The sequence below is a fragment of the Bacillus pinisoli genome, assembly GCF_023036475.1.
In the GTDB taxonomy this organism is placed as follows: domain Bacteria; phylum Bacillota; class Bacilli; order Bacillales; family SA4; genus Bacillus_BS; species Bacillus_BS pinisoli.
Genome location: NZ_JAJQKI010000003.1, coordinates 25,470 through 51,095, shown reverse-complemented (window position 1 = coordinate 51,095; position 25,626 = coordinate 25,470). Strand labels below are relative to the sequence as shown.

26 protein-coding genes are annotated in these 25,626 nt (G+C 37.1%); 22 read left to right on the top strand and 4 right to left on the bottom strand.

Annotation, left to right across the window (positions count from 1 at the left end):
- Positions 1-70 precede the first annotated feature (70 nt).
- Positions 71-211: a sporulation histidine kinase inhibitor Sda gene (locus LT143_RS04910; RefSeq protein ID WP_246940569.1), complete on the bottom strand. Its 141-nt coding sequence runs from the start codon at positions 209-211 to the stop codon at positions 71-73.
- Positions 212-708: 497 nt separating this feature from the next.
- Here LT143_RS04910 and LT143_RS04905 point away from each other — a divergent pair, with 497 nt between their 5' ends.
- From LT143_RS04905 to LT143_RS04870, 8 genes are all read left to right on the top strand, one after another.
- Complete coding sequence (locus tag LT143_RS04905; protein WP_336296589.1) at positions 709-1,215, top strand: YqeG family HAD IIIA-type phosphatase; 507 nt, start codon at positions 709-711, stop codon at positions 1,213-1,215.
- Between the two features lie 3 nt (positions 1,216-1,218).
- Positions 1,219-2,322 carry a ribosome biogenesis GTPase YqeH gene (gene yqeH / locus LT143_RS04900; RefSeq protein WP_246940563.1) on the top strand — a complete coding sequence of 368 codons (1,104 nt, stop codon included), beginning with the start codon at positions 1,219-1,221 and terminating at the stop codon, positions 2,320-2,322.
- Between the two features lie 12 nt (positions 2,323-2,334).
- A complete protein-coding gene (aroE, locus tag LT143_RS04895; RefSeq protein WP_246940560.1) occupies positions 2,335-3,174 on the top strand; it encodes a shikimate dehydrogenase in 840 nt (279 codons plus the stop codon).
- A gap of 1 nt (position 3,175) precedes the next feature.
- Positions 3,176-3,469: a ribosome assembly RNA-binding protein YhbY gene (gene yhbY / locus LT143_RS04890; RefSeq protein WP_246940557.1), complete on the top strand. Its 294-nt coding sequence runs from the start codon at positions 3,176-3,178 to the stop codon at positions 3,467-3,469.
- Positions 3,470-3,686: 217 nt separating this feature from the next.
- Positions 3,687-4,253 carry a nicotinate-nucleotide adenylyltransferase gene (locus LT143_RS04885; RefSeq protein WP_246940554.1) on the top strand — a complete coding sequence of 189 codons (567 nt, stop codon included), beginning with the start codon at positions 3,687-3,689 and terminating at the stop codon, positions 4,251-4,253.
- Complete coding sequence (gene yqeK / locus LT143_RS04880; RefSeq protein WP_246940551.1) at positions 4,246-4,821, top strand: bis(5'-nucleosyl)-tetraphosphatase (symmetrical) YqeK; 576 nt, start codon at positions 4,246-4,248, stop codon at positions 4,819-4,821. Before LT143_RS04885 ends, yqeK begins: the two co-directional genes overlap by 8 nt.
- Before the next feature lie 4 nt (positions 4,822-4,825).
- The gene (gene rsfS, locus LT143_RS04875; RefSeq protein WP_246940548.1) at positions 4,826-5,182 is read left to right on the top strand and encodes a ribosome silencing factor; all 357 of its coding nucleotides are present in this window, start codon (positions 4,826-4,828) and stop codon (positions 5,180-5,182) included.
- Positions 5,179-5,922 carry a class I SAM-dependent DNA methyltransferase gene (locus tag LT143_RS04870; protein ID WP_246940545.1) on the top strand — a complete coding sequence of 248 codons (744 nt, stop codon included), beginning with the start codon at positions 5,179-5,181 and terminating at the stop codon, positions 5,920-5,922. The genes rsfS and LT143_RS04870 overlap by 4 nt, the downstream gene beginning before the upstream one ends.
- A 68-nt stretch (positions 5,923-5,990) precedes the next feature.
- Here LT143_RS04870 and comER read toward each other — a convergent pair whose 3' ends face one another.
- Positions 5,991-6,827: a late competence protein ComER gene (gene comER, locus LT143_RS04865; protein WP_246940541.1), complete on the bottom strand. Its 837-nt coding sequence runs from the start codon at positions 6,825-6,827 to the stop codon at positions 5,991-5,993.
- 115 nt (positions 6,828-6,942) lie between these two features.
- Between comER and LT143_RS04860 the strand changes: the two genes are divergently transcribed.
- The 3 genes from LT143_RS04860 (at position 6,943) to LT143_RS04850 (ending at position 10,517) form a co-directional block, all read left to right on the top strand.
- Positions 6,943-7,530 carry a helix-hairpin-helix domain-containing protein gene (locus LT143_RS04860; RefSeq protein WP_246940538.1) on the top strand — a complete coding sequence of 196 codons (588 nt, stop codon included), beginning with the start codon at positions 6,943-6,945 and terminating at the stop codon, positions 7,528-7,530.
- Between the two features lie 108 nt (positions 7,531-7,638).
- Positions 7,639-8,208 carry a ComE operon protein 2 gene (locus LT143_RS04855; protein ID WP_246940534.1) on the top strand — a complete coding sequence of 190 codons (570 nt, stop codon included), beginning with the start codon at positions 7,639-7,641 and terminating at the stop codon, positions 8,206-8,208.
- Positions 8,209-8,219: 11 nt separating this feature from the next.
- Entirely contained in the window at positions 8,220-10,517 is a 2,298-nt protein-coding gene (locus LT143_RS04850) for a DNA internalization-related competence protein ComEC/Rec2 (protein WP_246940529.1), read from the top strand.
- Positions 10,518-10,607: 90 nt separating this feature from the next.
- Here the strand turns inward: LT143_RS04850 and LT143_RS04845 are convergent, their stop codons facing one another.
- Positions 10,608-10,742: a YqzM family protein gene (locus LT143_RS04845; RefSeq protein WP_246940527.1), complete on the bottom strand. Its 135-nt coding sequence runs from the start codon at positions 10,740-10,742 to the stop codon at positions 10,608-10,610.
- 285 nt (positions 10,743-11,027) lie between these two features.
- Between LT143_RS04845 and holA the strand changes: the two genes are divergently transcribed.
- A complete protein-coding gene (gene holA, locus LT143_RS04840) occupies positions 11,028-12,047 on the top strand; it encodes a DNA polymerase III subunit delta (protein WP_246940523.1) in 1,020 nt (339 codons plus the stop codon).
- A 437-nt stretch (positions 12,048-12,484) separates the two neighbouring features.
- Here the strand turns inward: holA and rpsT are convergent, their stop codons facing one another.
- Positions 12,485-12,751 (bottom strand): 30S ribosomal protein S20, encoded by a 267-nt coding sequence (gene rpsT / locus LT143_RS04835; RefSeq protein ID WP_246940520.1) that lies wholly within the window; start codon positions 12,749-12,751, stop codon positions 12,485-12,487.
- Positions 12,752-13,066: 315 nt separating this feature from the next.
- Here rpsT and gpr point away from each other — a divergent pair, with 315 nt between their 5' ends.
- The 10 genes from gpr to prmA all read left to right on the top strand — a co-directional run bounded on the left by gpr (position 13,067) and on the right by prmA (position 25,513).
- A complete protein-coding gene (gpr, locus tag LT143_RS04830) occupies positions 13,067-14,182 on the top strand; it encodes a GPR endopeptidase (RefSeq protein ID WP_246940517.1) in 1,116 nt (371 codons plus the stop codon).
- A gap of 75 nt (positions 14,183-14,257) precedes the next feature.
- The gene (gene spoIIP / locus LT143_RS04825) at positions 14,258-15,460 is read left to right on the top strand and encodes a stage II sporulation protein P (RefSeq protein ID WP_246940515.1); all 1,203 of its coding nucleotides are present in this window, start codon (positions 14,258-14,260) and stop codon (positions 15,458-15,460) included.
- Between the two features lie 11 nt (positions 15,461-15,471).
- The gene (locus LT143_RS04820; protein ID WP_246940512.1) at positions 15,472-15,795 is read left to right on the top strand and encodes a DUF3679 domain-containing protein; all 324 of its coding nucleotides are present in this window, start codon (positions 15,472-15,474) and stop codon (positions 15,793-15,795) included.
- A 323-nt stretch (positions 15,796-16,118) separates the two neighbouring features.
- Positions 16,119-17,954: a translation elongation factor 4 gene (gene lepA / locus LT143_RS04815; RefSeq protein ID WP_246941506.1), complete on the top strand. Its 1,836-nt coding sequence runs from the start codon at positions 16,119-16,121 to the stop codon at positions 17,952-17,954.
- A 214-nt stretch (positions 17,955-18,168) separates the two neighbouring features.
- Positions 18,169-19,305 (top strand): radical SAM family heme chaperone HemW, encoded by a 1,137-nt coding sequence (hemW, locus tag LT143_RS04810; protein WP_246940509.1) that lies wholly within the window; start codon positions 18,169-18,171, stop codon positions 19,303-19,305.
- Positions 19,306-19,451: 146 nt separating this feature from the next.
- Positions 19,452-20,486, top strand: a complete 1,035-nt coding sequence (gene hrcA / locus LT143_RS04805) for a heat-inducible transcriptional repressor HrcA (protein ID WP_246940506.1) — start codon at positions 19,452-19,454, stop codon at positions 20,484-20,486.
- Positions 20,487-20,613: 127 nt separating this feature from the next.
- Positions 20,614-21,216: a nucleotide exchange factor GrpE gene (gene grpE / locus LT143_RS04800; protein ID WP_418909804.1), complete on the top strand. Its 603-nt coding sequence runs from the start codon at positions 20,614-20,616 to the stop codon at positions 21,214-21,216.
- Between the two features lie 235 nt (positions 21,217-21,451).
- Entirely contained in the window at positions 21,452-23,272 is a 1,821-nt protein-coding gene (gene dnaK / locus LT143_RS04795; RefSeq protein WP_246940501.1) for a molecular chaperone DnaK, read from the top strand.
- A 158-nt stretch (positions 23,273-23,430) separates the two neighbouring features.
- On the top strand, positions 23,431-24,552 hold the full coding sequence (dnaJ, locus tag LT143_RS04790) for a molecular chaperone DnaJ (RefSeq protein ID WP_246940499.1): 1,122 nt from the start codon (positions 23,431-23,433) through the stop codon (positions 24,550-24,552).
- A 22-nt stretch (positions 24,553-24,574) separates the two neighbouring features.
- Entirely contained in the window at positions 24,575-25,513 is a 939-nt protein-coding gene (prmA, locus tag LT143_RS04785) for a 50S ribosomal protein L11 methyltransferase (protein ID WP_246940497.1), read from the top strand.
- Positions 25,514-25,626 lie beyond the last annotated feature (113 nt).

The window sequence follows — 25,626 nt, the reverse complement described above, 5'->3', positions numbered from 1 at the left end:
AAGATAAGATTGAAAAGCAACAAATTATTAGAAAAGAGCCTAAAAAAAAGAGCCATGTATTGGCTCTAAGTTATGAAGAGATTTTTATTTGATGAGTTAAAGATCTTCTTTTAATTTCGCTCTCAATTAGAAAAATAAATTCAGGGCTAAGTCTTAACTCTCTAGCTTTGTAATACGATTCAATTAGAAGTTCATCTGATAATTTTCTCATAATTTTCTGCCAAAATGGCAGGTCCACCTCCTAATTTTTTTGTGGGGAAAACAGTTCTATTTTTAATGAGATTTACATATCATAGTTGATTAGGTATTTAATGTAAGTTAACTCTATCATGATTCAAAATGGAGAACAACCGTTCTGTTATCCACAGAAATTTGTGGGTAAACTGTGGATGATTTGTTCATAACTATAAAATTACCAGTTATTACAATGTGTAATATGTGCATAAAGTTATCCACACCTGTTGAAATGAAGATGAATTTGTCGAAAAATATTTTTTAGATGTGTATTTTCTTACGAATTTTTATCTGAAATGAAGTTGTTTTATAGTTGGGAATACACTTAAAGGTATAAAAGAGCAACATTCTATCTGTAAACTTTATTATTTTTCATTTTACTTTTGAAAGTTTTCCTAAAATTCGATATGATGAATTTCTATAATAGAAGAAATAAAATAAGCAGAGTTAATTGAGGTGTTTTCGTTGTTAGGTATGTTTCTACCAAATGAACATGTTAAGAGTATATTTGATATTAAAGCAAATGCTTTGAAAGAAAGAGGAATAAAGGGGATTATTACTGATTTAGATAACACACTTGTCGAATGGGATCGACCATTTGCAACACCTGAACTTCAAGAGTGGTTTCAATCAATGGTAGATGCTAATATAACGGTCACAATCGTTTCTAATAATAATAAGGATAGAGTGGAAGCATTTGCTGCTCCAATCAATGTCCCGTTTATCTTTAATGCACGTAAGCCAATGACAATCGCTTTTAAAAGAGCTTTACAACGTATGAATTTAAAAGCAGAAGACGTTGTTGTAATAGGAGATCAGTTGCTAACAGATATACTTGGTGGAAACAGAATTGGTTTACATACTATATTAGTTGTACCCGTTACACAAACTGATGGATTTATTACAAAGTTTAATAGAAGAATTGAACGCTCAATACTTAAGAAATTAAAGCAAAAAGGTATGATTCAATGGGAGGAGTAACAGGTGACTGAACAATATAAATGTATAGGCTGCGGAGTGGGGATTCAAACAGATGAACCTAAAAAACTTGGGTTTGCCCCACCTTCTGCTCTTAAAAAAGAGGCTGTTATATGCCAAAGATGCTTTCGTTTAAAACATTATAACGAAGTACAGGATGTCTCATTAACGGATGATGATTTCCTCAAAATATTAAATGGACTTGGTCAAAAAAATGCTCTTATTGTAAAGCTTGTTGATATCTTTGACTTTACTGGGAGCTGGCTACCTGGACTTCATCGCTTTGTTGGTCAAAACGAAATCATATTAGTAGGAAACAAGGTAGACTTACTACCAAAATCCATTAAAACTCAGAAGCTTGTTCAATGGATGAAACACGAAGCAAGGGAATTGGGGCTGAAGCCTAAAGATGTTTTCTTAATCAGTGCTGCAAAAGGACAAGGGATTGAAGAATTAGTATCAGCTATTGAGGAATATCGAAATGGTAAGGATGTTTATGTTGTAGGAAGTACAAACGTTGGTAAATCTACGTTCATTAACAGGATTTTAAAGCAGTATGGTGGGGAAGAAGAACTTATTACAACTTCTCACTTTCCGGGGACAACCCTTGATGTCATAGATATACCAATTGATGATCAATCATCATTAATTGATACTCCAGGCATTATTAATCACCATCAGATGGCCCACTATGTCCACAAGGATGATCTTAAGATTATTACACCTAAAAAGGAAATTAAACCAAAGGTGTTCCAGCTAAATGAGGAGCAGACACTATTTTTTGGTGGACTAGCTCGACTGGATTTCGTCAGTGGGAATAGACAGCCATTTGTTTGTTATGTATCGAATGAATTAAACATTCATCGAACAAAACTTCAGAATGCTGATGATTTATATAAGAACCATCTTGGTGAACTATTACAGCCGCCTAGAATAGATGAGTTGGAACATTTTCCTCCATTACAAGCTCATGCCTTTACGGTAAAAGATGAAAAAATTGACATTGTCTTTTCAGGACTTGGATGGGTAACACTTCAGGAACCAGGTACGAAAATTGTAGCGTATGCTCCAAAAGGTGTGGGCATAACGATCCGACGATCACTCATATAGGAGGAATAGGCCATGGAGAAATTATATGGGGTTATCGGAGATCCAATTGGGCAGTCAATGTCACCAGATATGCATAATACTGCATTTCAATCTCTCGGATTACAGGCAGTTTATAAAGCTTTCCATGTGACTCCGGAGCGTCTACAATCAGCCATAGAGGGAGTTAGAGGCCTGGGGATTGCAGGTTTAAATGTAACAATTCCTCATAAAATTTCGGTGATGAAGTACCTAGATGAGATTGATCCACTTGCCTCTAAAATTGGAGCAGTGAATACTATCGTGAACAAAAATGGGAAACTAACTGGTTATAATACAGACGGGATAGGCTATGTAAACAGCCTAAAAGAGGTTTTAATAGATAAGAAACTGGAAAACTGTTCAATATTATTAATTGGAGCGGGTGGAGCAGCGAGAGCTATCTATTTTTCACTTTTAGAAGAAGGGGTAGCAAGGCTCGATCTTGCAAACCGAACAGTTGAAAAAGCTGAAGCGTTGGTAAATGAACAGCTTTCTTCTCAATCAAGGGCCTTGTCTTTAGCTGAAGCAGAGGGTGTTATTAACACATATGATATATTAATAAATACAACCTCTATTGGGATGTATCCAAATCTTGAAGAAATCCCAATCTCTCTTGAAAACGTAAACGAGAACACGATTGTAAGTGATATCATTTATAACCCCATGCAGACAAAATGGCTAAAAGAGGCAAATGATAAGGGTGCTATCACTCATAATGGACTTGGCATGTTCGTGTTCCAAGGAGCAATAGCATTTGAAAAATGGACAGGTATATATCCGGATATTGATATAATGAAAAGTGTAATTACGAGAAAACTAGGAGGCATTTCATAATATGCTTACAGGCAAACAAAAAAGATTCCTTAGATCAAAAGCACATCACTTAGACCCAATCTTTCAAGTTGGGAAAGGTGGAGTAAATGAAAATATGATTAAACAAATTAATGATGCACTAGAAAAAAGAGAACTACTTAAGGTTAGTGTTCTTCAAAATTGTGAGGACGACTGCCGTGAAGTGGCAGAACAGCTAAGCTCAGGCGCACGTGCAGAACTTGTTCAGGTTATAGGACATACTATTGTTTTATATAAAGAATCAAGAGAAAACAAACAACTTGTTCTTCCATCATAAATCATTTGATAATCAGTGAGGGATTCCACACTGATTATTCAGCATGTTTAAAGAAGGCTCCTTTCTAACAATTATTACTTCGGTTTAATAGCATTAGAAGGTTAATTTATTTGAAAATTAGACTGAAAAACAACAAAATTTTATAAAAGAGCCTTAAAGAAGGATCTCTTGTATATGAAAACAGCCTTAATGGAGCATTTAGGAAGGGTTTTTCAAAATGAGGAAAATTGGAATACTTGGAGGAACATTTGACCCTCCACATAACGGCCACTTATTAATTGCCTATGAAGTACTTAACGCGCTCAATCTTGATGAGGTTTGGTTTATGCCAGCTCATGTTCCACCTCATAAGCAAGACGACCATGTTTCTTGCTCCATCCATAGATTGGAAATGGTGAAAAAGGCGATTTCAGGTCATAAACAATTTAAACTTCAACCGATTGAATTAGAAAGAGAAGGAAGTTCCTATAGCTACGATACCATTAAAATTCTAAAGGAAACCTACATCGAGGATGAGTTATTTTTTATTATTGGCGGAGATATGATTGAGTATCTTCCTAAATGGTATAAAATTGAAGAGTTAGTCAAGATGATTACTTTTGTAGGTGTTGGTAGAGCTGGATACTCTAATGATTCAATTTATCCTATCATACATGTAGAGATGCCGTTGTTTGAAGTGTCCTCTTCTTTTATTCGAGAAAGGTATAAGGCAGGGGGTAACACGGAAGTCTTAGTACCTCCTCTTGTAAAAAAATATATTGAGGAGAACCGGATCTATGAATAGAGATAGAGCGTTAGCCATTGTAAAAGAGCATTTAACGGATCATCGTTACATACATACGGTTGGTGTCATGAATACGGCAATCGAACTTGCAAAGCTATATGACGCGGATGAATCCAAGGTAGAGCTTGCGGCTATTTTTCATGATTACGCAAAGTTCCGTCCTAAGGAAGAAATGGAGTCAATCATTAAAAGTCAGCCATTACCTCAGGATTTACTTTTATTTGATAAAGAGCTTTGGCATGCGCCGGTTGGGGCTTATTTAGTTGAAAAAGAAGTAGGAATCTCTGACTTGGACATACTAAATGCTATAAAATATCATACGTCAGGCCGCACGAATATGACGTTGTTAGAAAAAATCATCTATTTAGCAGACTATATTGAGCCAGGTAGAAACTTCCCGGGTGTAGAAGAAGTGAGGGAGATTGCGTCTACTGATCTTGATTTAGCTGTTATCTATGCTTTAAGAAATACTATTCAATTTTTATTAAAGAAACAACAAACCATTTATCCAGATACCTTTAATACGTATAATGCGATGGTCCAAGAATATAAACTGAGAAGGAGTTAATTGAATGAGTGAAAAGGATCTATTACTAATTGCAGCACGCGCTGCAGATGATAAGAAGGCTGAAAATATTGTGGCATTAAATATGAAGGGGATTTCTTTAGTGGCTGATTATTTTTTAATCTGTCACGGAAATTCTGACAAGCAAGTTCAAGCAATTGCTAGGGAAATGAAGGAAAAGGCTGAAGAAAATCATATACAAGTAAGAAGAATGGAAGGCTTTGATGAGGCGAAATGGATACTAGTCGATCTAGGTGATGTAATTGCACACGTCTTCCATAAGGATGAGAGAACGTATTATAATCTAGAGCGTCTATGGGGAGATGCTCCTACAGAAGATTTACAAAGCGAACTTCTACAATGACCTATCAGCATTTTGCAAGCTTTTATGACCGTTTAATGAATAATGTACCCTATCACTTATGGCTGGAATATTTTGATCGGAGAATTCATTCAACTAATCAAAAAGTATTAGATTTAGGCTGTGGGACAGGGGCAATTGCCATTCCTTTGGCTCAAAAGGGCTTTCAAGTTACTGGACTAGACTTATCAGAAGAGATGCTAACAATCGCAGATGAAAAGGCTAGAAAAGAACAGGTTGATATTCATTTCTTACAACAAAGCATGACCGACTTATCTCTATTACCTGCTCATATATTTGATACCATTATATGCTTCTGTGACTCCCTGAACTATCTTACTGATGAACAAGACGTCATCAAGACAGTGAAGGGTGTTCATCACCTATTAAAGCCTGGTGGAGCGTTTATGTTTGATGTTCACTCCATTGAAAAAATAGAGAAAATCTTTCTAGATCAGACGTTTGTTAGCACAGATGATGATATTTCATTTATATGGAATTGTTTCGAAGGGGATGAACCATACAGTATTGATCATGAACTGTCATTTTTTGTTTATCAAAAAGAAACTGGATTGTATGAGCGTTTTGATGAGGTGCATTCACAACGCACATTTTCAGTTGACTACTATAAACAACTACTAGAACAATTGGGATTCATTAACATTGAGATTAGCTCTGATTTTCAGGAGCAACTTTCCACAGGTGAAAAAGAGAGGATCTTCTTTTCTTGCATAAAAAAATAAACCATCTTTTTGATGGTTTATTTTTTTTTTTTGTTGAAGGAGGAGTTTGCTGTTTAGAGAAGAAATAGTTAAATATGGTCCTTTTTGTAGTCAAATTGCTCTGTTACTTCTCTAATATCCTCATAATACTTTTCATGCGTTTTATGAAAAAGGTGATTAAACATTTCACCGAGTTCTTGCTCCATCACCTTAATTCCTTCACCTGTTACGCCACCTTTTACACAAACCTTTTCCTGTAGAGTAGGTAAAGTGAAAATTCCCTTATCTATTAATTTGCCCATCCCTACAATCATTCCACTTGCTAATTCAGTTGCTTGTTCTTTGGAAATCTCAGTTTCTTCAACAGCGCTAATAATAAATTGTTGTAACAAGTAACTGAAAAAAGCAGGACCACAACTAACAATGTCTGAAGCTACCCTTGTCACCTTATCTTCAATAAGAACTGGTATAGAAATGTGCTGAAACAATTCTGATAAATACTCTTGATACTCACTCGAACAATTTTCTCCAAACGTTAAGAGTGAGACCCCCGATAAGGCGCGATTTGTAATGCTCGGAATAGCTCTAGCTACATTACAATTTACCACTGATTCTATTTGTCTTACACTTAATGGACTTGTGATGGAGACAATACATTGATTAGGCCTCAAAATTGGAGCAAGTTTTGTGAGTAATGGATAAATGTCTAAGGGCTTTATACAAATAAAAACGACATCTGCTACAGCCACAATATCCTCTGCACATTTTTCTATAGTCAGTTCTGGATATTGATTTTTTAGCTTGTCAGTTTTGGATAATGTCCGATTCGTTATATATAGGCTTGAAGGTGCAACGGCCCGAGATTCTATGAATGACTCAATTAGTATTGTCCCCATGTTTCCTGTTCCGATGATCCCTACGTTCATTACAATGCCCTCCTCTCTCAGTTCTCTCATAAACATATATGTTGCAAAATCCCATTTTATGAGTTTAGTTCGTATACTTATTATCTTATTCTTAATAAGCCCGGAGGTGTACCGGATGTACCATATAAAAAAATATTGGTTTGTCATTTTACTGGCATTTATCGTTATATTGGGAGTGAAGTTTTTTTCTAGCAACACTAAAACAGAAACTGATCATGTTCCAGAGTGGGAACAAGTAGTTGAAGCAGAAGAAAGCAATCAACCCAATCTAAATCAAGATGTAACAACTTCTATGTTCGTTGATATAAAGGGGGAAGTGATGATGCCTGGTGTGTATGAGGTAGACGCTACTAGTAGGGTTCTGGATCTCATAAAACTTGCAGGAGGATTTACAGCGAATGCCGAACAAAATGCCATTAATCTTGCACAAAAGTTAAAAGACGAAATGGTCATTTATGTTCCTGCAGTTGGAGAGGAGACGTCGTTACAAGTTAGTGAACAAGAAGATGGGTTAATAAATATTAATGAAGCAGATCAATCAGAGCTAGAAACCTTACCAGGAATAGGCCCTTCAAAAGCTGCAGCTATTATCGCCTACCGTGAAGAGAATGGACCTTTTCAGTCTATAGATGATTTAGGAAATGTTTCAGGGATTGGAGAAAAGTCATTAGAAAAACTTAGAGATTTAATCCGTATTCAATAGCGGATTGACGAGCTCTTTAAAAACCGATTACACTAATAAAAAGATTATATTGTGGGAGAGTTTAAAGACTTGTGATACACAACTACAGCATAAAATAGGAGGGGTATCTTGAACAGAATTTCTTGGGATCAATATTATATGGCACAAAGTCATTTACTTGCATTACGAAGCACTTGTACGAGACTTGCTGTTGGAGCAACAATCGTAAGAGATAAGAGAATTATCGCAGGAGGATATAATGGTGCAATCTCTGGTGGAGTACATTGTATAGATGAAGGTTGCTACGTTATTGACCACCACTGCGTCAGAACGATTCATGCTGAAATGAACGCAATCATACAGTGTGCGAAATTTGGTGTTCCAACAGAAGGTGCGGAAATATATGTTACTCACTTTCCTTGCTTACAATGTTGTAAGGGAATTATTCAAAGTGGAATCAAAGCAGTTTACTATGCAAAGGACTATAAAAATCATCCATATGCTATTGAGTTATTTACCCAAGCCGATATACGAGTAGAGCAAGTAGAACTGCAAGAAATGGTGATTGATACGAAAAATAAAGAAAAGCTCGAGTTACTAGACAATTTGATTGGAAAGTTAACTGAAGCAGGAGTAGAAGATGAAGAAGTAAAGGAATTATATAATCGAGCGAATCATTTGTTTAAGTCCTATTCGTAAGAGGAACGCAAATGATTAATAAGTGGATCTATATATCGCTGTACAGTGTAGCGGGAATAACATTTGTCTCACAAGGTTATTCCTTGCCTTTTCTTTTCCTCGTTTTATTGAGCATAGGTTACATCATCTTTAAAAGAAGGAAACTAGCATTGGGATGTGTAGTGATTTTTTTATTCGCTTCTGTGTACTACTATTATTATGATCGTCATAATGTCACATATGTAACGCAGGATACTACTTATTTTAGGGGAAAGATAACGAGTACCCCCAAAATAGAAGGAGATCGTTTTACTGCTCAATTTACTTTAGAAAGTAAAGAGAAGCTGTATATGTCCTACAAGATTCAATCACAAGAAGAGAAGTTCTTACTTTTGAAATTAACAAACCGTATCTCCTGTAAGTTTCAAGGGCAGCTATTGAAACCCGAGCCATCAAGGAATTTTAACAGTTTTGACTTTAGAAAATATTTATATCGAAATAAGATTCATTGGATTGTTGCACCATCCTCCATTTCTACTCTACAGTGTCAACCACCTCAGTTAACAATGACTGACTCCCTTTATCAGACTAGAGACCGAATATTACTAGATATTGAATCATCACTTCCAACTCCATTGAACGGGTTTGTTCAAGCTCTTGTTTTTGGAGGGAGAGCCAATATTGATGAGCAACTATTAATCGCTTATCAAGAGCTTGGCCTTATCCATCTATTAGCGATTTCTGGCATGCATGTCGGTTTAATTAGTGGAACGGTTTATTTACTATTAATTCGAATAGGAGTGGTAAAGGAAAGATCCATTTCAATCATCATGCTACTGATCCCTATATACACAATCTTAGCGGGTGCTGCTCCTTCAGTGGTTCGAGCTGGGATTATGACCTTGTTAGTGCTAATAAAGGCACGATTTCGGTTTATACCGTTCACTACTTTAGATTTAATAAGTATTGCCTTCTTGATTATGGTGATGGTTAATCCTTATTATGTATTCGATGTGGGGTTTCAACTTTCATTTGTAGTAAGTTTAGCATTAATCTTATCAAGTCAAACCATTATTGCGAAGGTGACTCAACCAGTTTACCAGCTACTTCTCGTAAGTACAATTGCTCAAATAAGCTCTACCCCCTTAGTGCTCTACCATTTTTACCAATTCTCCTTATTGAGTATCCCGCTAAACCTTCTGTACGTACCCATTATCACATTTATTCTTTTACCGTTATGTGTGTTATTGTATTTTTTCTTGCAATGGGATATCGTTTTGAGTCCCTTTATTGAATATGCGAATCAATTTTTATTATATTTAAATAAGTTTGCTCTGCTACTATCATCAAATGATTGGCACATAATAGTACTCGGGAAACCTACTAGTTGGCTGTTAGCTTTGTACATACTTGCCGTTTGCATCACTTTTATTTTATTGGAAAAGACCTTGAAATGGTCTTCTTTTATACCAATATTACTTGTCCTAATTTTTCACTACTTTATTCCTTTCGTTGATAGCAAAGGGGAAGTAACAATGATGGATGTTGGACAAGGTGACTCTATCTTAATTGAACTTCCGTTTAGAAGAGAGGTTTATTTAATTGATACCGGGGGTACTGTTACCTATGGTTTAGAGAAATGGCAAGAAAAGTCTCATCCCTATTCAATAGGGAAAGACACCATTATTCCTTACCTTAAATCTAGAGGAATCAGAAAAATTTCAAAGCTTATTCTTACCCACCCTGATCAAGATCATATAGGAGAAACCCTCATTTTAATGGAATCCTTACGTATGGAAGAACTATTAATTGGGAGTTACCATACTCTCACCGAGTTAGAAGTAGAAATCTTTAAAGAGGCAAAGAAAAGAAAGATAGTAGTGAAAAGGGTCAAGGCTGGGGATAGCTGGGGAATTTCTGACAGTAGATTTCAGGTGCTGGCACCATTTAAAATACATGAGCAGGAAAATAATGCATCTATCGTGCTAGCTGCAATTCTAGGGAATAAAACTTGGTTATTTACAGGTGATATTGAAAAGGAAGCAGAAGAAGATTTAATAAAGAGATATCCCAAGCTAGATGTTGATATTCTAAAGGTTGCTCATCATGGAAGTCAGACGTCTACAAATAGTGAATTTCTCGCTGTTACAAAACCGGAAATAGCCATAATATCAGCTGGTAATAAGAACAGGTTCGGGCATCCTCATCCAAGTGTTATTGAAAGACTTAGCGAACTGGATATCGTTCAGTTTAGAACCGATCAACAAGGAGCCATACAATTTATTTTTTCTTCTGAAAATGGTGGAACCTTTCGTACAAAACTTCCATAAAATAGCGTTAGGTGATTGTTAAGGTCAATGATTGTAGTGGGACGGACCTGAAACAGTCAATAAAAAAGAGACTGTATGTATACAGTCCCATTAGGCAGCGACTAACTTAATAACCGTTGCAATGATAAATAATGTAGCGAAGAAACCAAAAGATACGACAAAGCCGACTCCAGAATCTACAGCGTCATTACGTTTACTTTGAACACTCTTTTCAAATTGATTCACTGTAATCCCTCCTCATTCGTACTTAGTATAAGCTATAAGTAGAAAAAAATCTACACTTCAACGTCTTTTTCCTATACTGACAAGAGTTAACACAAATACATGCGATTCATGTGGACATTCTAAATAATACACCATGAAAAATCGTAACTGAGACTGACACCCGGGGCTTTCTCAGTGCGTTAACATAAATAAGGGGGTTGTATTTGTTGCAACTCCCTTGCTTGCAAAAAAACACTTTTCCTTTTAGGATGTATGTAGTAGTTGAAAGGGAGAGTACATAATTGTATGAATATAGATCTACATAAGAAAATAAAAGCCCAAAAATTTTCTTCACTATACCTTCTGTATGGTAAAGAAACATACTTTATTGATGAAACGATCCAATTGCTAGTAAGCAATGTTTTAAATGATGAGGAACGTGATTTTAATTTATCCGTGTATGACTTAGAAGAAGTGCCAGTTGACGCGGCCCTTGAAGATGCACAGACTCTTCCTTTCTTTGGAGATAAGCGGGTTGTCATTTGTAAGAATGCCGTCTTTTTAACAGGTGCTAAAGAAAAATCTAAGATAGATCATAATCTTCAATTGCTAGAAGAATATATCACTTCGCCTTCACCTAATGCTATTCTCATATTTATGGTAGATGCAGAAAAATTAGATGAAAGGAAAAAAGTGACTAAGCTACTAAAAAAAGAAGCCGAAGTCTTTGAGGCAACCATGAATGATGAGAAGTCTTTGATTTCTTGGATTCATTCCGAAGTTAAGCAATTAGAGGTAACTATTGAGGAAGAGGCAGTTGGAATCTTGATTCAATATGTGCGGGGAACCGTTACATTGCTCGTGCAAGAGCTACATAAAATGGCTATGTATGTAGGAAAGAATGGGAATATAACTTCAGAAGTTGTCCAACTCTTATCGTCACGTACGATTGAGGATAATATCTTTGAATTAATTGATTGCGTATTATCAAATAAAGTACCAAAAGCAATGGAAATTTATCATGATTTACTCAAACTTAACGAAGAACCGATTAAAATTCTCTCCTTATTATCCTCACAATTTCGGTTACTATATCAGGTGAAGGATTTATCTAAGCGTGGTTATGGCCAACAACAAATTGCTACTCACCTAAAAATTCATCCATATCGTGTTAAGCTTGCAGCACAAAAAGCAACTCAATTCTCCAATGAGTATTTAACCACATCATTAAATGAGTTAGCTGAAATGGATTATAGAATTAAAAGCGGTCAAATCGATAAGAAGTTAGCGATTGAACTGTTTATTTTAAAACAATACCGACGATAATTTAAACGAAGCACCTGTTTATTAGGTGCTTCGTTTTACTGTGTAAAAAGTAAATGATAGAGGGAATGCTCTTTTCTAATGATTATCACTTCGGTTTTAAAATATTGTCTCTGTTAGACTTGGTTGTTGATTTTCGTTACGGGACGCTCGCTTTCCGCGGGCGGGAAATGAAGGATATTTTCACTATCGTGAAAAATCCCACTCCTCGGCGCTTCACGCCTGTGGGGTCTCCCTTACCGCGCTCCTCCCGCAGGAGTCTCGCATCCCTCCACTACAATCAACGCTGCAAAATATCAATATTGTTCTTTAACAGAGCCAAAATATTAAAAAGGGACGGTTATTATAAGAATCAGCCTAAAAAGCAAAGAAATTTATAAGAGCATAAAAAAAGAAACTTGACGATACCTAAGTATTCGCCAAGTTTCTTTATAAGTAGATTAAGCGTTAGCTCCGTTAACTTTCTTAGTTAAACGTGATTTTTGACGAGCTGCAGCATTTTTGTGGATTAAACCAGTACGAGCAGCTTTATCAAGCTTCTTGCTAGCTTCTACAAGAGCATTCTTTGCAGCATCAAGGTCGTTGTTTGTTACAAGTGCTTCTACGTTCTTAACAGCTGTACGCATTGCAGATTTAGTAGAGTTGTTTTGTGCACGACGCTCGTTGCTTGTTTTTACGCGCTTAATAGCAGATTTAATGTTAGGCATTTACTTTCACCTCCCTAAAAAGTTACAATCAGAAATCTTTGTTATGCTTGATTTCATATTACATCATTAGTCTTGTTTCAAGCTTCAAGACTAATATTGCTTACATTTTGGTCAGACTGAATAAAAAAATTCCGAAGTCAGAACAAAAAATATTCTATCAAACCATGCTCATAATTGCAATAGATGTTTAGTGAAAACCCTAAAATGATGCTTGTTTTATTTGGAGAGAGAGGACAATCAGTCGTCCCTAATGAATGAAACTCTATTTAACTGGTAAAACTAAGCAATATCGTACATAAAAGGGGGATCTTCATCATGAGTGATAAGCTAGATTTGAGTCAATATTCAGTGAGAACGGACTTGGCCCTTGAAGCAAGGGAAATGATTGTTGAACAAAATCAGAAGGCCAAAAAAGAAACAGCTGAAATTGAAGGAGTTATTGTAAAAGAAAGAGATGTCCGTGGGGTTAAAGTTTCATATGTTGAAATTACCGACCAAGGAGCAGAACTGATTAATAAGAAAAAAGGTAGATACTTAACGCTTGAAACACAAGGAATAAGACAGCATGATACGGAGCTTCAGCAAGTGGTAGAAGAGGTATTCGCTAAAGAATTTGCAAACTTTATAACTGAGCTAGGAATTAAAGAGGATGCTAGCTGTTTAGTGGTAGGGTTAGGAAACTGGAATGTTACTCCTGATGCACTTGGTCCAATGACCATTGAGAACCTCTTAATTACAAAGCACTTATTTGATTTGCAACCGGAAAATGTAGCAGATGGTTTCCGTTCGGTTAGTGCTATTTCGCCGGGGGTAATGGGAATTACAGGAATTGAAACGAGTGATATTATCCACGGTGTAATAGAGAAAACAAAGCCGGATTTTGTGGTCGCTATTGATGCGTTAGCAGCAAGGTCTATTCAACGTGTAAACTCTACAATCCAAATTTCCGATACTGGTATTCATCCTGGTTCAGGGGTAGGAAACAAACGAAAGGAATTAAGTATAGAGACGTTAGGTATTCCCGTTATTGCAATCGGTATCCCGACAGTAGTGGATGCAGTCTCTATAACTAGTGATACCATTGATTTTATCCTTAAGCATTTTGGTAAAGAGATGAGAGAAGGCAGTCGTCCATCCCGTGCACTCGCACCTGCCTCGATGACATTCGGAGAGAAAAGAATTCTAACAGAAGAGGACCTTCCTGAAGAAAAGGATCGTTCTACCTTTTTAGGATTAGTTGGCACACTTCCAGAGGATGAGAAGAGAAGATTAATCTATGAAGTTTTATCACCAATCGGTCACAACTTAATGGTGACTCCAAAGGAAGTCGATACCTTTATTGAGGATATGGCTAATGTCATTGCGGGTGGATTGAACGCAGCTCTTCACCATGAAGTTGATCAAGATAATTATGGTGCTTACACACACTAATAGTGAAAATTTATGGTTCTATTTCTTATAGCTTGTTCATAATGTTTAAGTAGACAAGCTGTAAGGAGTGGAAGCATGAACTTTAATCGTAGTCACAGTATGATGGTTTCGCTAAATCGGACAAGCATCACAAAAATAATATTAGGATTTGCATTCTGCTTATTTTCCATGTTTACTTTAACCGGAATCCTGACATCCTTAAAACCAGAATATAGAATTTCGTCTTCTTCCGTTTACTCTTTAACTAATAATATTACAGAGCACTCACTTGTTTACTTGCTTGGATATGAAAATAGATATTTTCTTCAAGCGATCCCGGAAGGACAACAGCCTCCGCAAATTACAAATACACTCTTTCAAAAAGCTACAAGTATTAACCTAGATGACCCACGTAGCCTGTTAGGAGGAGAACTCCCAGGCTTTCAATACTTTGATGGAGAGCTTTTAGTAGCTGGGGATGGAACTGATTACACAGATATTCCTATGGAATCTGCTCCGCCTATGGAAGTGTTACTAGCTGAGAGGGAAGCAGCCGTTCAAGCTGTTGAAAATGTGGACAAGCAGAATGAAGATAAACCGGTACCACCTGCCGTTACAACGAATGGTAAGAAAGTAGTGTTTATTTATCATACACATACTAGAGAATCCTATTTACCTCTTCTAAAGGACGTCACAAACCCCAATGAAGCATTTCACTCTTCAGCTAATATCACTCTAGTGGGTGAAAAGTTAGCAAGTGAGCTTGAAGAAAGAGGGATTGGAACATCTCTTGATAAAACGGACTTTACAAACGTTCTAAATGAAAAGGGCTGGAAATATGGGAAGTCATATGATGCTTCAAGACCGGTAGTTCAGAGTGCGATGGCAGCAAATCGAGATATTCAGTTCATTTTTGACCTTCATCGTGATTCGTTTCGAAAGGACAAAACGACCGTCTCAATTAATGGACAAAATTATGCAAGATTGTTCTTTGTTGTAGGTGGGGAGCATGCTAAATATGAACAAAACTCAAAAGTTGCTTCTGATCTTCATAAGTTAGTAGAAAGTAAGTACCCAGGATTAAGTAGAGGGGTAAGAGTTAGTAAGGGACCAGGTACAAATGGTAAATACAATCAAGATTTATCTCAAAATGCTCTAATCATTGAATTTGGTGGGGTTGATAATACGATGGAAGAGCTTAATAATGCAGCAGAAGCTATGGCGGATGTGTTTAGTGAATATTACTGGCAGGCGGAAAAAGTAAACGCCGAAGCAGAAACAGATACAACAGAACAATAAGGTGTGAGAGCATGGTCAAGTTTTCATTTAAATTCTTTTTGTTATTCACCTTTCTTTTCTTCGGAGTTCTTTTAGGTATGCAGCAGGCAAATGAAGGAATCAGGGAAATGAAGGGATATGATGATCCACAATTTAGAGGTGCCTTTAACTTAGCAGCAGGTGAATCAGGCGAGTTGGAGGCAGCTTTACTTGGTGAGCATATTACAAGTCATGATATACGTGAAAAACAAGAGAGATTAGAGAAAATGGAAGCATTTAATGTTTTCTCTTCCATGGGACATAAATTGGCCGAAGGGATAACTGCTCTATTCCAGAAACTAATGAGTTTCATATAAAGCCTTTAGAATGGCTGGGCTGGCTTATGAAGTATAGGGTACATACAAGAAAAAAGCCAATAAAAAAGTATTGTATTTCTAACCTGTGAGGATCACAGGTTCTTTTTCATAGTAGGGAATCTTGTTGTAGTAGTCAGGCACAATTATCTTCACTTAATTAATTGAGGCTCTATGCCAATCTTTAGTTCTATTCATTCATGATTAAAGCAAGCGACATTGTAATTGGATAGGCCCATCCTAATTTTCATTGAATCTTTTTTTACGTATTGCTATAATCAAATCTAATGGATGTTGGTAGGAATGTAGGAGTGATAAATATGACGATGAGTAGTGAAGAACGACGTAATAGACAATCTAGAATAAGGAATTTCTCCATCATTGCTCACATTGACCATGGGAAATCAACATTGGCCGACCGTATTTTAGAGAAAACGAGTGCATTAACAGCTCGTGAAATGAAGGACCAATTGTTAGATTCAATGGACTTAGAGCGTGAGCGTGGAATCACCATTAAATTAAATGCTGTACAATTACAATACAAAGCGAAAGATGGCGAGATTTATACTTTCCATCTTATTGATACTCCGGGGCACGTTGATTTCACTTATGAAGTTTCTCGTAGCTTAGCGGCGTGTGAAGGAGCAGTTTTAGTTGTAGACGCAGCTCAAGGTATAGAAGCACAAACATTAGCAAACGTATATCTAGCTCTTGATAATGATCTGGAGATTGTTCCGGTTATTAATAAAATTGATTTGCCAAGTGCAGAGCCTGAAAGAGTTCGACAGGAAGTAGAAGATGTTATTGGACTTGATGCATCTGAGGCTGTTCTTTGTTCTGCGAAAGCCGGAATTGGAATTGAAGATATTCTAGAACAGATTGTTGAAAAAGTTCCTGCCCCGCAAGGTGACCCAGATGGTCCATTAAAAGCATTAATCTTTGACTCCTTATACGACCCATATCGTGGTGTAGTAGCTTACATTCGTGTGGTAGAGGGAAGAGTTAAAGTTGGTGACAAGATAAAAATGATGGCAACTGGTAAAGAATTTGAAGTGAATGAAATTGGGGTATTTACTCCTAAGGCAGTAATGAAGGATGAATTAACAGTTGGAGATGTAGGTTTCCTTACAGCTGCTATTAAAAATGTTGGTGATACACGTGTGGGTGACACCATTACTAGCTCAAAAAATGGCGCAACAGAAGCATTACCTGGTTACCGTCGTTTAAACCCGATGGTATTCTGTGGTCTATATCCAATTGACTCAGCTAAATTTAATGACCTTCGTGAAGCATTAGAGAAGCTTGAGTTAAATGATGCTGCTCTACAATTTGAACCAGAGACCTCTCAAGCACTAGGATTTGGGTTCCGTTGTGGGTTCTTAGGATTACTACACATGGAAATTATCCAAGAGCGAATTGAAAGAGAGTTTAAAATTGACTTAATTACGACAGCTCCGAGCGTTATCTATCATGTGTTCTTGACTGATGGAGATGAGCTTCGTGTTGATAATCCAGCAAATATGCCAGATCCACAAAAGATTAACCGTGTGGAAGAGCCTTATGTAAAAGCAACCATGATGGTGCCTAATGACTATGTTGGTGCGGTAATGGAACTTTGTCAAGGAAAGCGTGGAAACTTTATTGATATGCAATACTTAGATGAAAATCGAGTAAGCATCGTCTATGAAATTCCATTAGCTGAAATTGTGTATGATTTCTTTGATCAATTAAAATCAAATACAAAAGGCTATGCGTCGTTTGATTATGAATTGATTGGTTATAAGGAATCCAAACTGGTGAAAATGGACATTCTTCTTAATGCTGAAAATGTTGATGCTCTATCCTTTATCGTTCACCGCGATTCTGCCTATGCACGCGGTAAGGTTATTGTAGAGAAATTAAAAGAATTGATTCCAAGACAACAGTTTGAGGTACCAATTCAAGCAGCAATCGGACAAAAAATTGTTGCGAGATCAACTATTAAGGCAATGCGTAAAAACGTATTAGCAAAATGTTACGGTGGAGATATTTCTCGTAAACGTAAGCTATTAGAAAAGCAAAAAGAAGGAAAGAAGCGAATGAAGTCAGTTGGTTCTGTTGAAGTTCCTCAAGAAGCATTTATGGCTGTCCTTCGGATGGATGATTCTAACTCTAGTAAATAAAAATGAAAATACCGCAGATATCTGCGGTATTTTATTTCATATATAAGAAAAAGTTGGGTTCTGCACAAACTTCGTCTATTTTTGCACAGAAACTTCATTTTCTGCACGTATTTGTACTTTTTTGCACGAAAATTAAAATTTCTGCACGAAAACCAAACTATATGCACATTCTCAAAGTACGTTCAAAATCAAAAAAGAAAGCAGTGGTAACAAAATGATTAAAGCAGCTTATATTCATATCCCTTTTTGCCACCAAATTTGTCACTACTGTGATTTTAATAAAGTTTTTCTAAAAGGACAGCCAGTTGAAGAGTATTTAGACCACCTAGAACTCGAGATGAAGTATACTCTACAACAGGTTCCAACGAATGAAGTAAAAACTATTTTCATTGGTGGTGGAACACCAACGGCGTTAAACGAAGCTCAGCTAGAAAGATTACTAAAGATAATAAAAGAACAACTGCCAAGCTGGTCGAATGATCTCGAATTTACAATAGAGGCTAATCCTCAGGACCTAACAAAAGAGAAGCTTACTGTGTTGAAAGAAGGAGGCATTAACCGATTAAGTATAGGAGTTCAATCCTTTAACAATGAACTATTAAAGAAGATCGGTCGCACTCACCAACAAAATGACGTGTTTGAAGGAATTAAACGGGCGCGAGAGGTTGGCTTTGAAAATATTAGTATCGACCTAATCTACAGCTTGCCTAATCAAACCATTGATGACTTTAGAGAAACATTAACACAAGCCTTTAGTCTAGGAATTGAACACTTCTCTGCTTATTCACTTATTATCGAACCTAAGACTGTATTTTATAACTTAATGAAAAAAGGGAAACTGCCGCTTCCTTCGCAGGAGAGTGAAGCGAAAATGTTTGAATTATTAATGGATGAGATGCAGTTACATGGATATCATCAATATGAAATCAGCAATTTTGCTAAAGAGGGTTATGAAAGTAAGCATAATATAACGTATTGGAATAATGAGGAGTATTATGGCTTTGGAGCAGGGGCACACAGCTATGTAAATGGAAAAAGAGTGGCCAATGCTGGACCGTTGAAAAAATATATGACTTTAGTTGCTGGACAAGGTTCACCTCATGTTGAAGAACATATTGTATCCAATCAAGAAAAAATGGAAGAAGAATTGTTTCTAGGACTTAGAAAATCAATGGGTGTCTCTATATCTTACTTTAATGAAAAATATGGAATATCCCTAAAGGACATATTTAAAGAAGCAATCAACGAAAACATAGAGCGGAACTTGTTAATGATTGAAGATGATTACCTACGATTGACAAGAGAGGGAAAACTTCTTGGTAATGAAGTGTTTCAGTCCTTTTTGGTTTAATCTATATACTCAACGGTTCGACATACCGAGAAAGTAAAACTTTCTAATTCAACAAGGCTTAAGCATTGACATTGATGATGACTTTTGATAATTTATTATTAGATTTAGCACTCGTTTCAATGGAGTGCTAACAGAGGTGATAATGGATGTTAACTGATCGTCAGCTTTTAATTCTTCAAGTGATCATTGATGATTTTATCCGTTCAGCTCAACCTGTAGGCTCAAGAACTTTATCAAAGAAGAGTGAGATTACGTTTAGCTCTGCAACGATACGAAATGAAATGGCTGACTTGGAGGAACAAGGTTTTATAGAAAAAACACATACTTCTTCAGGGCGTGTCCCTTCGGAAAAAGGATATCGTTTTTATGTTGATCATCTCCTTTCTCCGCAGACATTACATCAAGAGGACTTATCGCGTGTGCAGTCTCTTTTTGCTGAACAAGTGGTTGAAATGGAAAAGGTTGTTCAAAAGTCTGCGCAAATTCTCTCTGATATTACGAACTATACATCAATCGTTCTAGGCCCAGAGGTAAATAAGCATCATTTAAAACGTATTCAAATTGTACCACTGAGCAATACGGCAGCAGTTGCCGTTATCGTTACAGATACAGGACATGTGGAACATAGAGCCCTTACGATACCAGAACATATAGATGTTTCTGATATTGAAAAGCTTGTTAATATTTTAAATGAGAGACTTATTGGTGTTCCCCTTGTAGATCTTCAAAACAAGATCTATAAGGAAGTAGCAACGGTTCTTCGTACTCATATTAAGAATTATGAAAAGCTAATAAATGCCTTCCAATACCAAGGGACATTTTCTGCTCCTAATTCAGAACGAGTGTATTATGGTGGAAAAACAAATATGCTAACTCAGCCTGAGTTCCACGATATTAGTAAAGTGAGATCCTTATTTAACATTATTGAACAAGAACAAGAAATCTATAAACTCTTGCGCTCGAAGGACTCTGGAATTAATATCACAATCGGAAAAGAAAATAATAACGAAGCCATGGAAGATTGTAGTCTTATTACGGCAAGTTACTCCATAGGTAATGAAAAGATTGGAACAATTGCCATTTTGGGCCCAACCAGAATGGAATATTCAAGGGTTATCAGTCTTCTTCAAGTCATATCTAATGATTTTACAAAAGCATTAGAAAGGCTGTATCAAAAATAAGACAATGGTGAACAATAATAAAGTTTGAGTTCTAAAAGAAGGGGTCTTCCCTTCTTACATAATAACTTGTTCATCAGGCTAATTATATTAAACAAATACTTAAAAAATAAACAAACCTTTAAGGGAGGTGAAACTAGTGACTAACGAAAAAGATATACTAGAAGAGGAAGTAAAAAATGAGTCATCCAATTCAGTAGAATCAGCTAATGAAGAAGCTACAGTGGAAGAATCAAGCAGCTTACATAATAAAGAAGTAGAAGAAGACGAGCTTACATTAGCTCTAAATAAAGTACAAGAACTAGAAGCTGCGCTTGATGAAAAAGAAAATAAACTATTAAGGCTTCAAGCTGACTTTGACAATTATCGCCGTCGGGTAAGACTTGATCAAGAGGCGGCTCAAAAATATAGAGCGCAAAGCCTGGTTTCCGACATTTTACCAGCTTTAGATAATTTCGAAAGAGCCCTTAAAGTGGAAACTGAAGATGAAAAGATGAACTCCATTCTTCAAGGGATGGAAATGGTCTATCGCCAACTTGCAGAGGCTCTAAAGAACGAAGGAGTCGAAGCAATTGAATCGGCAGGTCAACCATTTGACCCTCATCTACATCAAGCAGTAATGCAGGTAGAGGATTCTAACTATGAATCTAATACTGTTATAGAAGAATTCCAAAAAGGCTATAAGCTAAAGGATCGAGTGATTCGACCTTCTATGGTAAAAGTAAATCAGTAATATAAAAAATGTTAAAAAATAGTATTTTTTCTGCACAGTTGATTGAAGTGGAGGGATGTGAGACTCCTGCGGGAGAAGCGTGGTAAGGGAGACCCCGCAGGCGTGAGCGCCGAGGAGGCTTCCGAACCCGCCCGCGGAAAGCGAGCGTCCCGTAACGAAAATCAACAACCATGTTTAACAGAGTCATTGAAAAAATAAATCTTAAACGCACACTTATAGAGGAGGCCTGAAACAAATGAGTAAAATTATTGGTATCGACTTAGGAACAACAAACTCATGTGTTGCTGTATTAGAAGGTGGAGAACCAAAGGTAATTCCAAATCCAGAAGGCAACCGTACAACACCATCAGTTGTTGCATTTAAAAATGGCGAGCGTCAAGTTGGAGAAGTAGCGAAGCGTCAATCTGTAACAAATCCAAACACAATTATCTCCATTAAGCGTCATATGGGAACAAGCCATAAAGTGGAAGTGGAAGGAAAAGAGTATACTCCACAGGAAGTTTCAGCAATGATTCTTCAATATTTAAAGTCTTATGCTGAAGACTATCTAGGTGAGCCTGTTACAAAAGCAGTTATCACTGTACCAGCTTATTTTAATGATGCTGAACGTCAAGCTACGAAGGATGCTGGGAAGATCGCAGGTCTAGAAGTAGAACGTATTATTAACGAGCCAACTGCTGCTGCACTAGCGTATGGTTTAGATAAGACTGATGAAGATCAAACAATCCTTGTTTATGACCTAGGTGGAGGAACGTTCGACGTATCTATCCTTGAACTTGGGGACGGAGTATTTGAAGTTAAATCTACTGCTGGGGACAACCGTTTAGGTGGAGACGACTTCGACCAAGTGATCATCGACTATTTAGTAGCAGAGTTCAAAAAAGAGAATGGTATTGATTTAGGAAAAGATAAAATGGCGTTACAACGTTTGAAGGATGCTGCTGAAAAGGCGAAGAAGGATCTTTCAGGTGTAACATCTACACAAATTTCCTTACCATTTATCACAGCAGGTGAAGCAGGACCACTTCACTTAGAAGTATCACTTTCTCGTGCGAAATTCGATGAATTGTCAGCAAACCTAGTTGAAAGAACAATGGGACCTGTTCGCCAAGCTTTATCAGATGCAGGATTATCTGCTAGCGAAATCGATAAAGTAATTTTAGTAGGTGGTTCGACTCGTATTCCTGCTGTTCAAGAAGCAATTAAGAAAGCAACTGGAAAAGAACCACATAAAGGAGTTAATCCAGACGAGGTAGTTGCTCTAGGTGCTTCAATCCAAGGTGGAGTTATTACAGGGGATGTAAAAGACGTTGTCTTATTAGATGTAACGCCTTTATCACTTGGAATTGAGACGATGGGTGGAGTATTTACAAAGCTTATTGAGCGTAATACAACAATCCCTACAAGTAAGTCACAAGTATTCTCTACAGCAGCTGATAACCAAGCAGCAGTAGATATCCATGTGCTTCAAGGTGAGCGTTCTATGGCTGCAGATAACAAGACACTTGGACGTTTCCAACTTACTGATATTCCTCCTGCTCCACGTGGTGTACCACAAATCGAAGTGACATTTGATATTGATAAGAACGGTATCGTAAATGTACGTGCAAAAGACCTTGGTACAAATAAAGAGCAATCCATTACGATTAAATCTTCAACTGGTTTATCAGACGAAGAAGTAGAACGTATGGTGAAGGATGCTGAAGCAAACGCTGAAGCGGACAAGAAACGTAAGGAAGAAGTAGATCTTCGTAATGAAGCGGATCAGTTAGTATTCACAACTGAAAAGACATTAACAGACTTAGGCGACAAAGTGTCTGAAGAAGATAAGAATAAAGCAGAAGAAGCAAAAGAAGCTCTAAAAACAGCAATCTCTGAAAATAATCTTGATGACATCCGCACTAAGAAAGATGCACTACAAGAAATTGTTCAACAACTATCTATGAAGTTATATGAAGAAGCTGCGCAACAAGCTCAGGCTGCAAACGGTGCTGCAGGTAAGAAAGATGACGGAGTTGTTGATGCAGAGTTTGAAGAAGTAAATGACGATAAATAAGTAAGTGAGAAAAAGTCTTAGTCAGGCCTGTCTTGGCTTAGACTTTTTTCTATGTGGTAAGCATTAAAGTTTGTTCACAGATTTCAATTAGTGTTACAATATAATTTATGTGAATGCGGGAGTCTATCTTCCAGGATGAAGCATGGGAGTGGAAAAAGATGAGTAAACGAGACTATTATGAAGTACTTGGACTAAGTAAAGGTGCCTCTAAAGATGAAATAAAAAAGGCATACAGAAAGTTATCCAAGCAATACCATCCAGATATTAATAAGGAACCAGATGCAGATGCAAAATTTAAAGAGATTGCAGAAGCCTATGAAGTGTTAAGTGATGAACAAAAGAAAGCGCACTATGATCAATTTGGTCATACAGATCCAAATCAAGGCTTTGGTGGCGGAGATTTTGGTGGATTCGGTGGCTTTGAGGACATCTTTGATACATTCTTTGGCGGTGGCGGTCGTAGAAGACGTGATCCTAATGCACCACGTCAAGGGGCAGACTTACAATATACCATGTCTCTTGGTTTTGAAGAAGCCGTCTTTGGTAAAGAAACAACAATTGAGATTCCTCGCGAAGAGGAGTGTGAAACGTGTGATGGATCAGGTGCAAAGCCTGGTACGAAACCTGAGACTTGTTCACATTGTAATGGATCAGGTCAATTAAACGTTGAACAGAATACTCCATTTGGTCGAATTGTGAACAGAAGAGTATGTCACTATTGTAGTGGTACAGGTAAACAAATTAAAGATAAGTGCTCAACATGTGGTGGAACAGGTAAGGTTAAGAAGAGAAAGAAAATTAATGTGAAGATTCCAGCTGGTGTTGATGATGGTCAGCAACTAAGGGTGACCGGACAAGGAGAACCAGGCGTTAATGGTGGACCTTCAGGTGATCTATACGTTGTTTTCAGTGTTAGAGAACACGAGTTCTTTGAAAGAGATGGCGATGATATCTATTGTGAAATGCCATTAACTTTTGCACAAGCAGCACTTGGTGATGAGGTGGAGGTTCCTACTCTTCATGGTAAAGTGAAATTGAAAATACCAGCGGGTACTCAAACAGGTACAAAATTCAGATTGCGTGGTAAAGGTGTACCGAATGTTCGAGGATATGGACAAGGTGATCAACATATTCATGTTCGTGTTATTACACCAACTAAACTTTCTGCAAAACAAAAGGAGCTTATACGCGAATTTTCTTCACTAAGCGGTGTAGAAGCACCTGATGAGCAACATGATAGCTTTTTTACAAAAGTAAAGCGTGCCTTTAAAGGAGAATAATTTGGAATGGAGTTGGTAGAGGGTGAAATGGTCGGAAATTAGTATTCATACAACAAATGAAGCAGTAGAGCCTATTTCAAACATATTACATGAGGCTGGTGCTAGTGGAGTTGTTATTGAGGACCCAGAAGAGCTGCTTAAAGAGCGTGAACAGCAATTCGGAGAAATCTACCAACTCAATCCTGGTGATTATCCAGAAGAGGGCGTTATGATAAAGGCTTATTTGCCACTTAATAGCTTTATCCAGGAAACAGTAGATGAGATAAAAGAGGCGATTAATAGTCTCGTATCATACGATATTGACCTTGGTCATAACAAAGTAACAATCAATGAGGTTAATGAAGAGGAATGGGCAAGTGCTTGGAAAAAGTACTATAATCCTGTTAAAATCTCAGAAAAATTCACAATCGTTCCGACATGGGAAGATTATGAAAAAGTAAGTACAGATGAGTTGATTATTGAACTGGACCCTGGAATGGCTTTTGGGACAGGAACCCATCCAACAACGGTGATGTGTATCCAGGCACTTGAGGACACAGTAAAGTCCGGAGATCGCATCATTGATGTTGGTACTGGTTCAGGTGTTTTAAGTATCGCGGCTGCCCTTCTAGGCGCTAGTGGCGTTAGAGCTTATGATCTAGATGAAGTGGCTGTCAAAACAGCGATTGAAAACGCAAAGCTTAATCAAGTTGACAGCTTAATTACTGTTAAACAAAATAACTTGTTACATGATGTAAACGAACCAGCGGATGTCATCGTGGCAAATATCCTAGCTGAAATCATTTTGCTTTTTGTTGAGGATGCATATAAACTGGTCAAGCCAGGAGGTTTATTCATTACTTCTGGAATTATCCAACAAAAAAAGCAAACTGTAAAAGATGCACTTCTTCAAGCAGGATTTGAAATTGTAGAAACATTAACGATGGAGGACTGGGTTTCCTTTATTGCGAAACGTCCTTAACACATTTACAAAGAACCGGACAAGGTGGACATTAGACCTTGTCCGGTTCCCACATACACAAAAATTAAGGCTTTTTTATATTAAAAATATAATAATCTTAGGTTGGTGAAAGT

Coding starts and splice junctions, on each gene's coding strand:
- hrcA (WP_246940506.1), top strand. CDS start 19,452: ATGTTAACTGATCGTCAGCTTTTAATTCTTCAAGTGATCATTGATGAT.
- LT143_RS04850 (WP_246940529.1), top strand. CDS start 8,220: ATGATTAATAAGTGGATCTATATATCGCTGTACAGTGTAGCGGGAATA.
- yhbY (WP_246940557.1), top strand. CDS start 3,176: ATGCTTACAGGCAAACAAAAAAGATTCCTTAGATCAAAAGCACATCAC.
- rpsT (WP_246940520.1), bottom strand. CDS start 12,751: ATGCCTAACATTAAATCTGCTATTAAGCGCGTAAAAACAAGCAACGAG.
- LT143_RS04910 (WP_246940569.1), bottom strand. CDS start 211: ATGAGAAAATTATCAGATGAACTTCTAATTGAATCGTATTACAAAGCT.
- comER (WP_246940541.1), bottom strand. CDS start 6,827: ATGAACGTAGGGATCATCGGAACAGGAAACATGGGGACAATACTAATT.
- LT143_RS04905 (WP_336296589.1), top strand. CDS start 709: ATGTTTCTACCAAATGAACATGTTAAGAGTATATTTGATATTAAAGCA.
- hemW (WP_246940509.1), top strand. CDS start 18,169: ATGATTAAAGCAGCTTATATTCATATCCCTTTTTGCCACCAAATTTGT.
- dnaK (WP_246940501.1), top strand. CDS start 21,452: ATGAGTAAAATTATTGGTATCGACTTAGGAACAACAAACTCATGTGTT.
- gpr (WP_246940517.1), top strand. CDS start 13,067: ATGAGTGATAAGCTAGATTTGAGTCAATATTCAGTGAGAACGGACTTG.
- rsfS (WP_246940548.1), top strand. CDS start 4,826: ATGAGTGAAAAGGATCTATTACTAATTGCAGCACGCGCTGCAGATGAT.
- lepA (WP_246941506.1), top strand. CDS start 16,119: ATGAGTAGTGAAGAACGACGTAATAGACAATCTAGAATAAGGAATTTC.
- LT143_RS04885 (WP_246940554.1), top strand. CDS start 3,687: ATGAGGAAAATTGGAATACTTGGAGGAACATTTGACCCTCCACATAAC.
- yqeK (WP_246940551.1), top strand. CDS start 4,246: ATGAATAGAGATAGAGCGTTAGCCATTGTAAAAGAGCATTTAACGGAT.
- LT143_RS04820 (WP_246940512.1), top strand. CDS start 15,472: ATGGTCAAGTTTTCATTTAAATTCTTTTTGTTATTCACCTTTCTTTTC.
- aroE (WP_246940560.1), top strand. CDS start 2,335: ATGGAGAAATTATATGGGGTTATCGGAGATCCAATTGGGCAGTCAATG.
- spoIIP (WP_246940515.1), top strand. CDS start 14,258: ATGAACTTTAATCGTAGTCACAGTATGATGGTTTCGCTAAATCGGACA.
- holA (WP_246940523.1), top strand. CDS start 11,028: ATGAATATAGATCTACATAAGAAAATAAAAGCCCAAAAATTTTCTTCA.
- dnaJ (WP_246940499.1), top strand. CDS start 23,431: ATGAGTAAACGAGACTATTATGAAGTACTTGGACTAAGTAAAGGTGCC.
- LT143_RS04860 (WP_246940538.1), top strand. CDS start 6,943: ATGTACCATATAAAAAAATATTGGTTTGTCATTTTACTGGCATTTATC.
- LT143_RS04870 (WP_246940545.1), top strand. CDS start 5,179: ATGACCTATCAGCATTTTGCAAGCTTTTATGACCGTTTAATGAATAAT.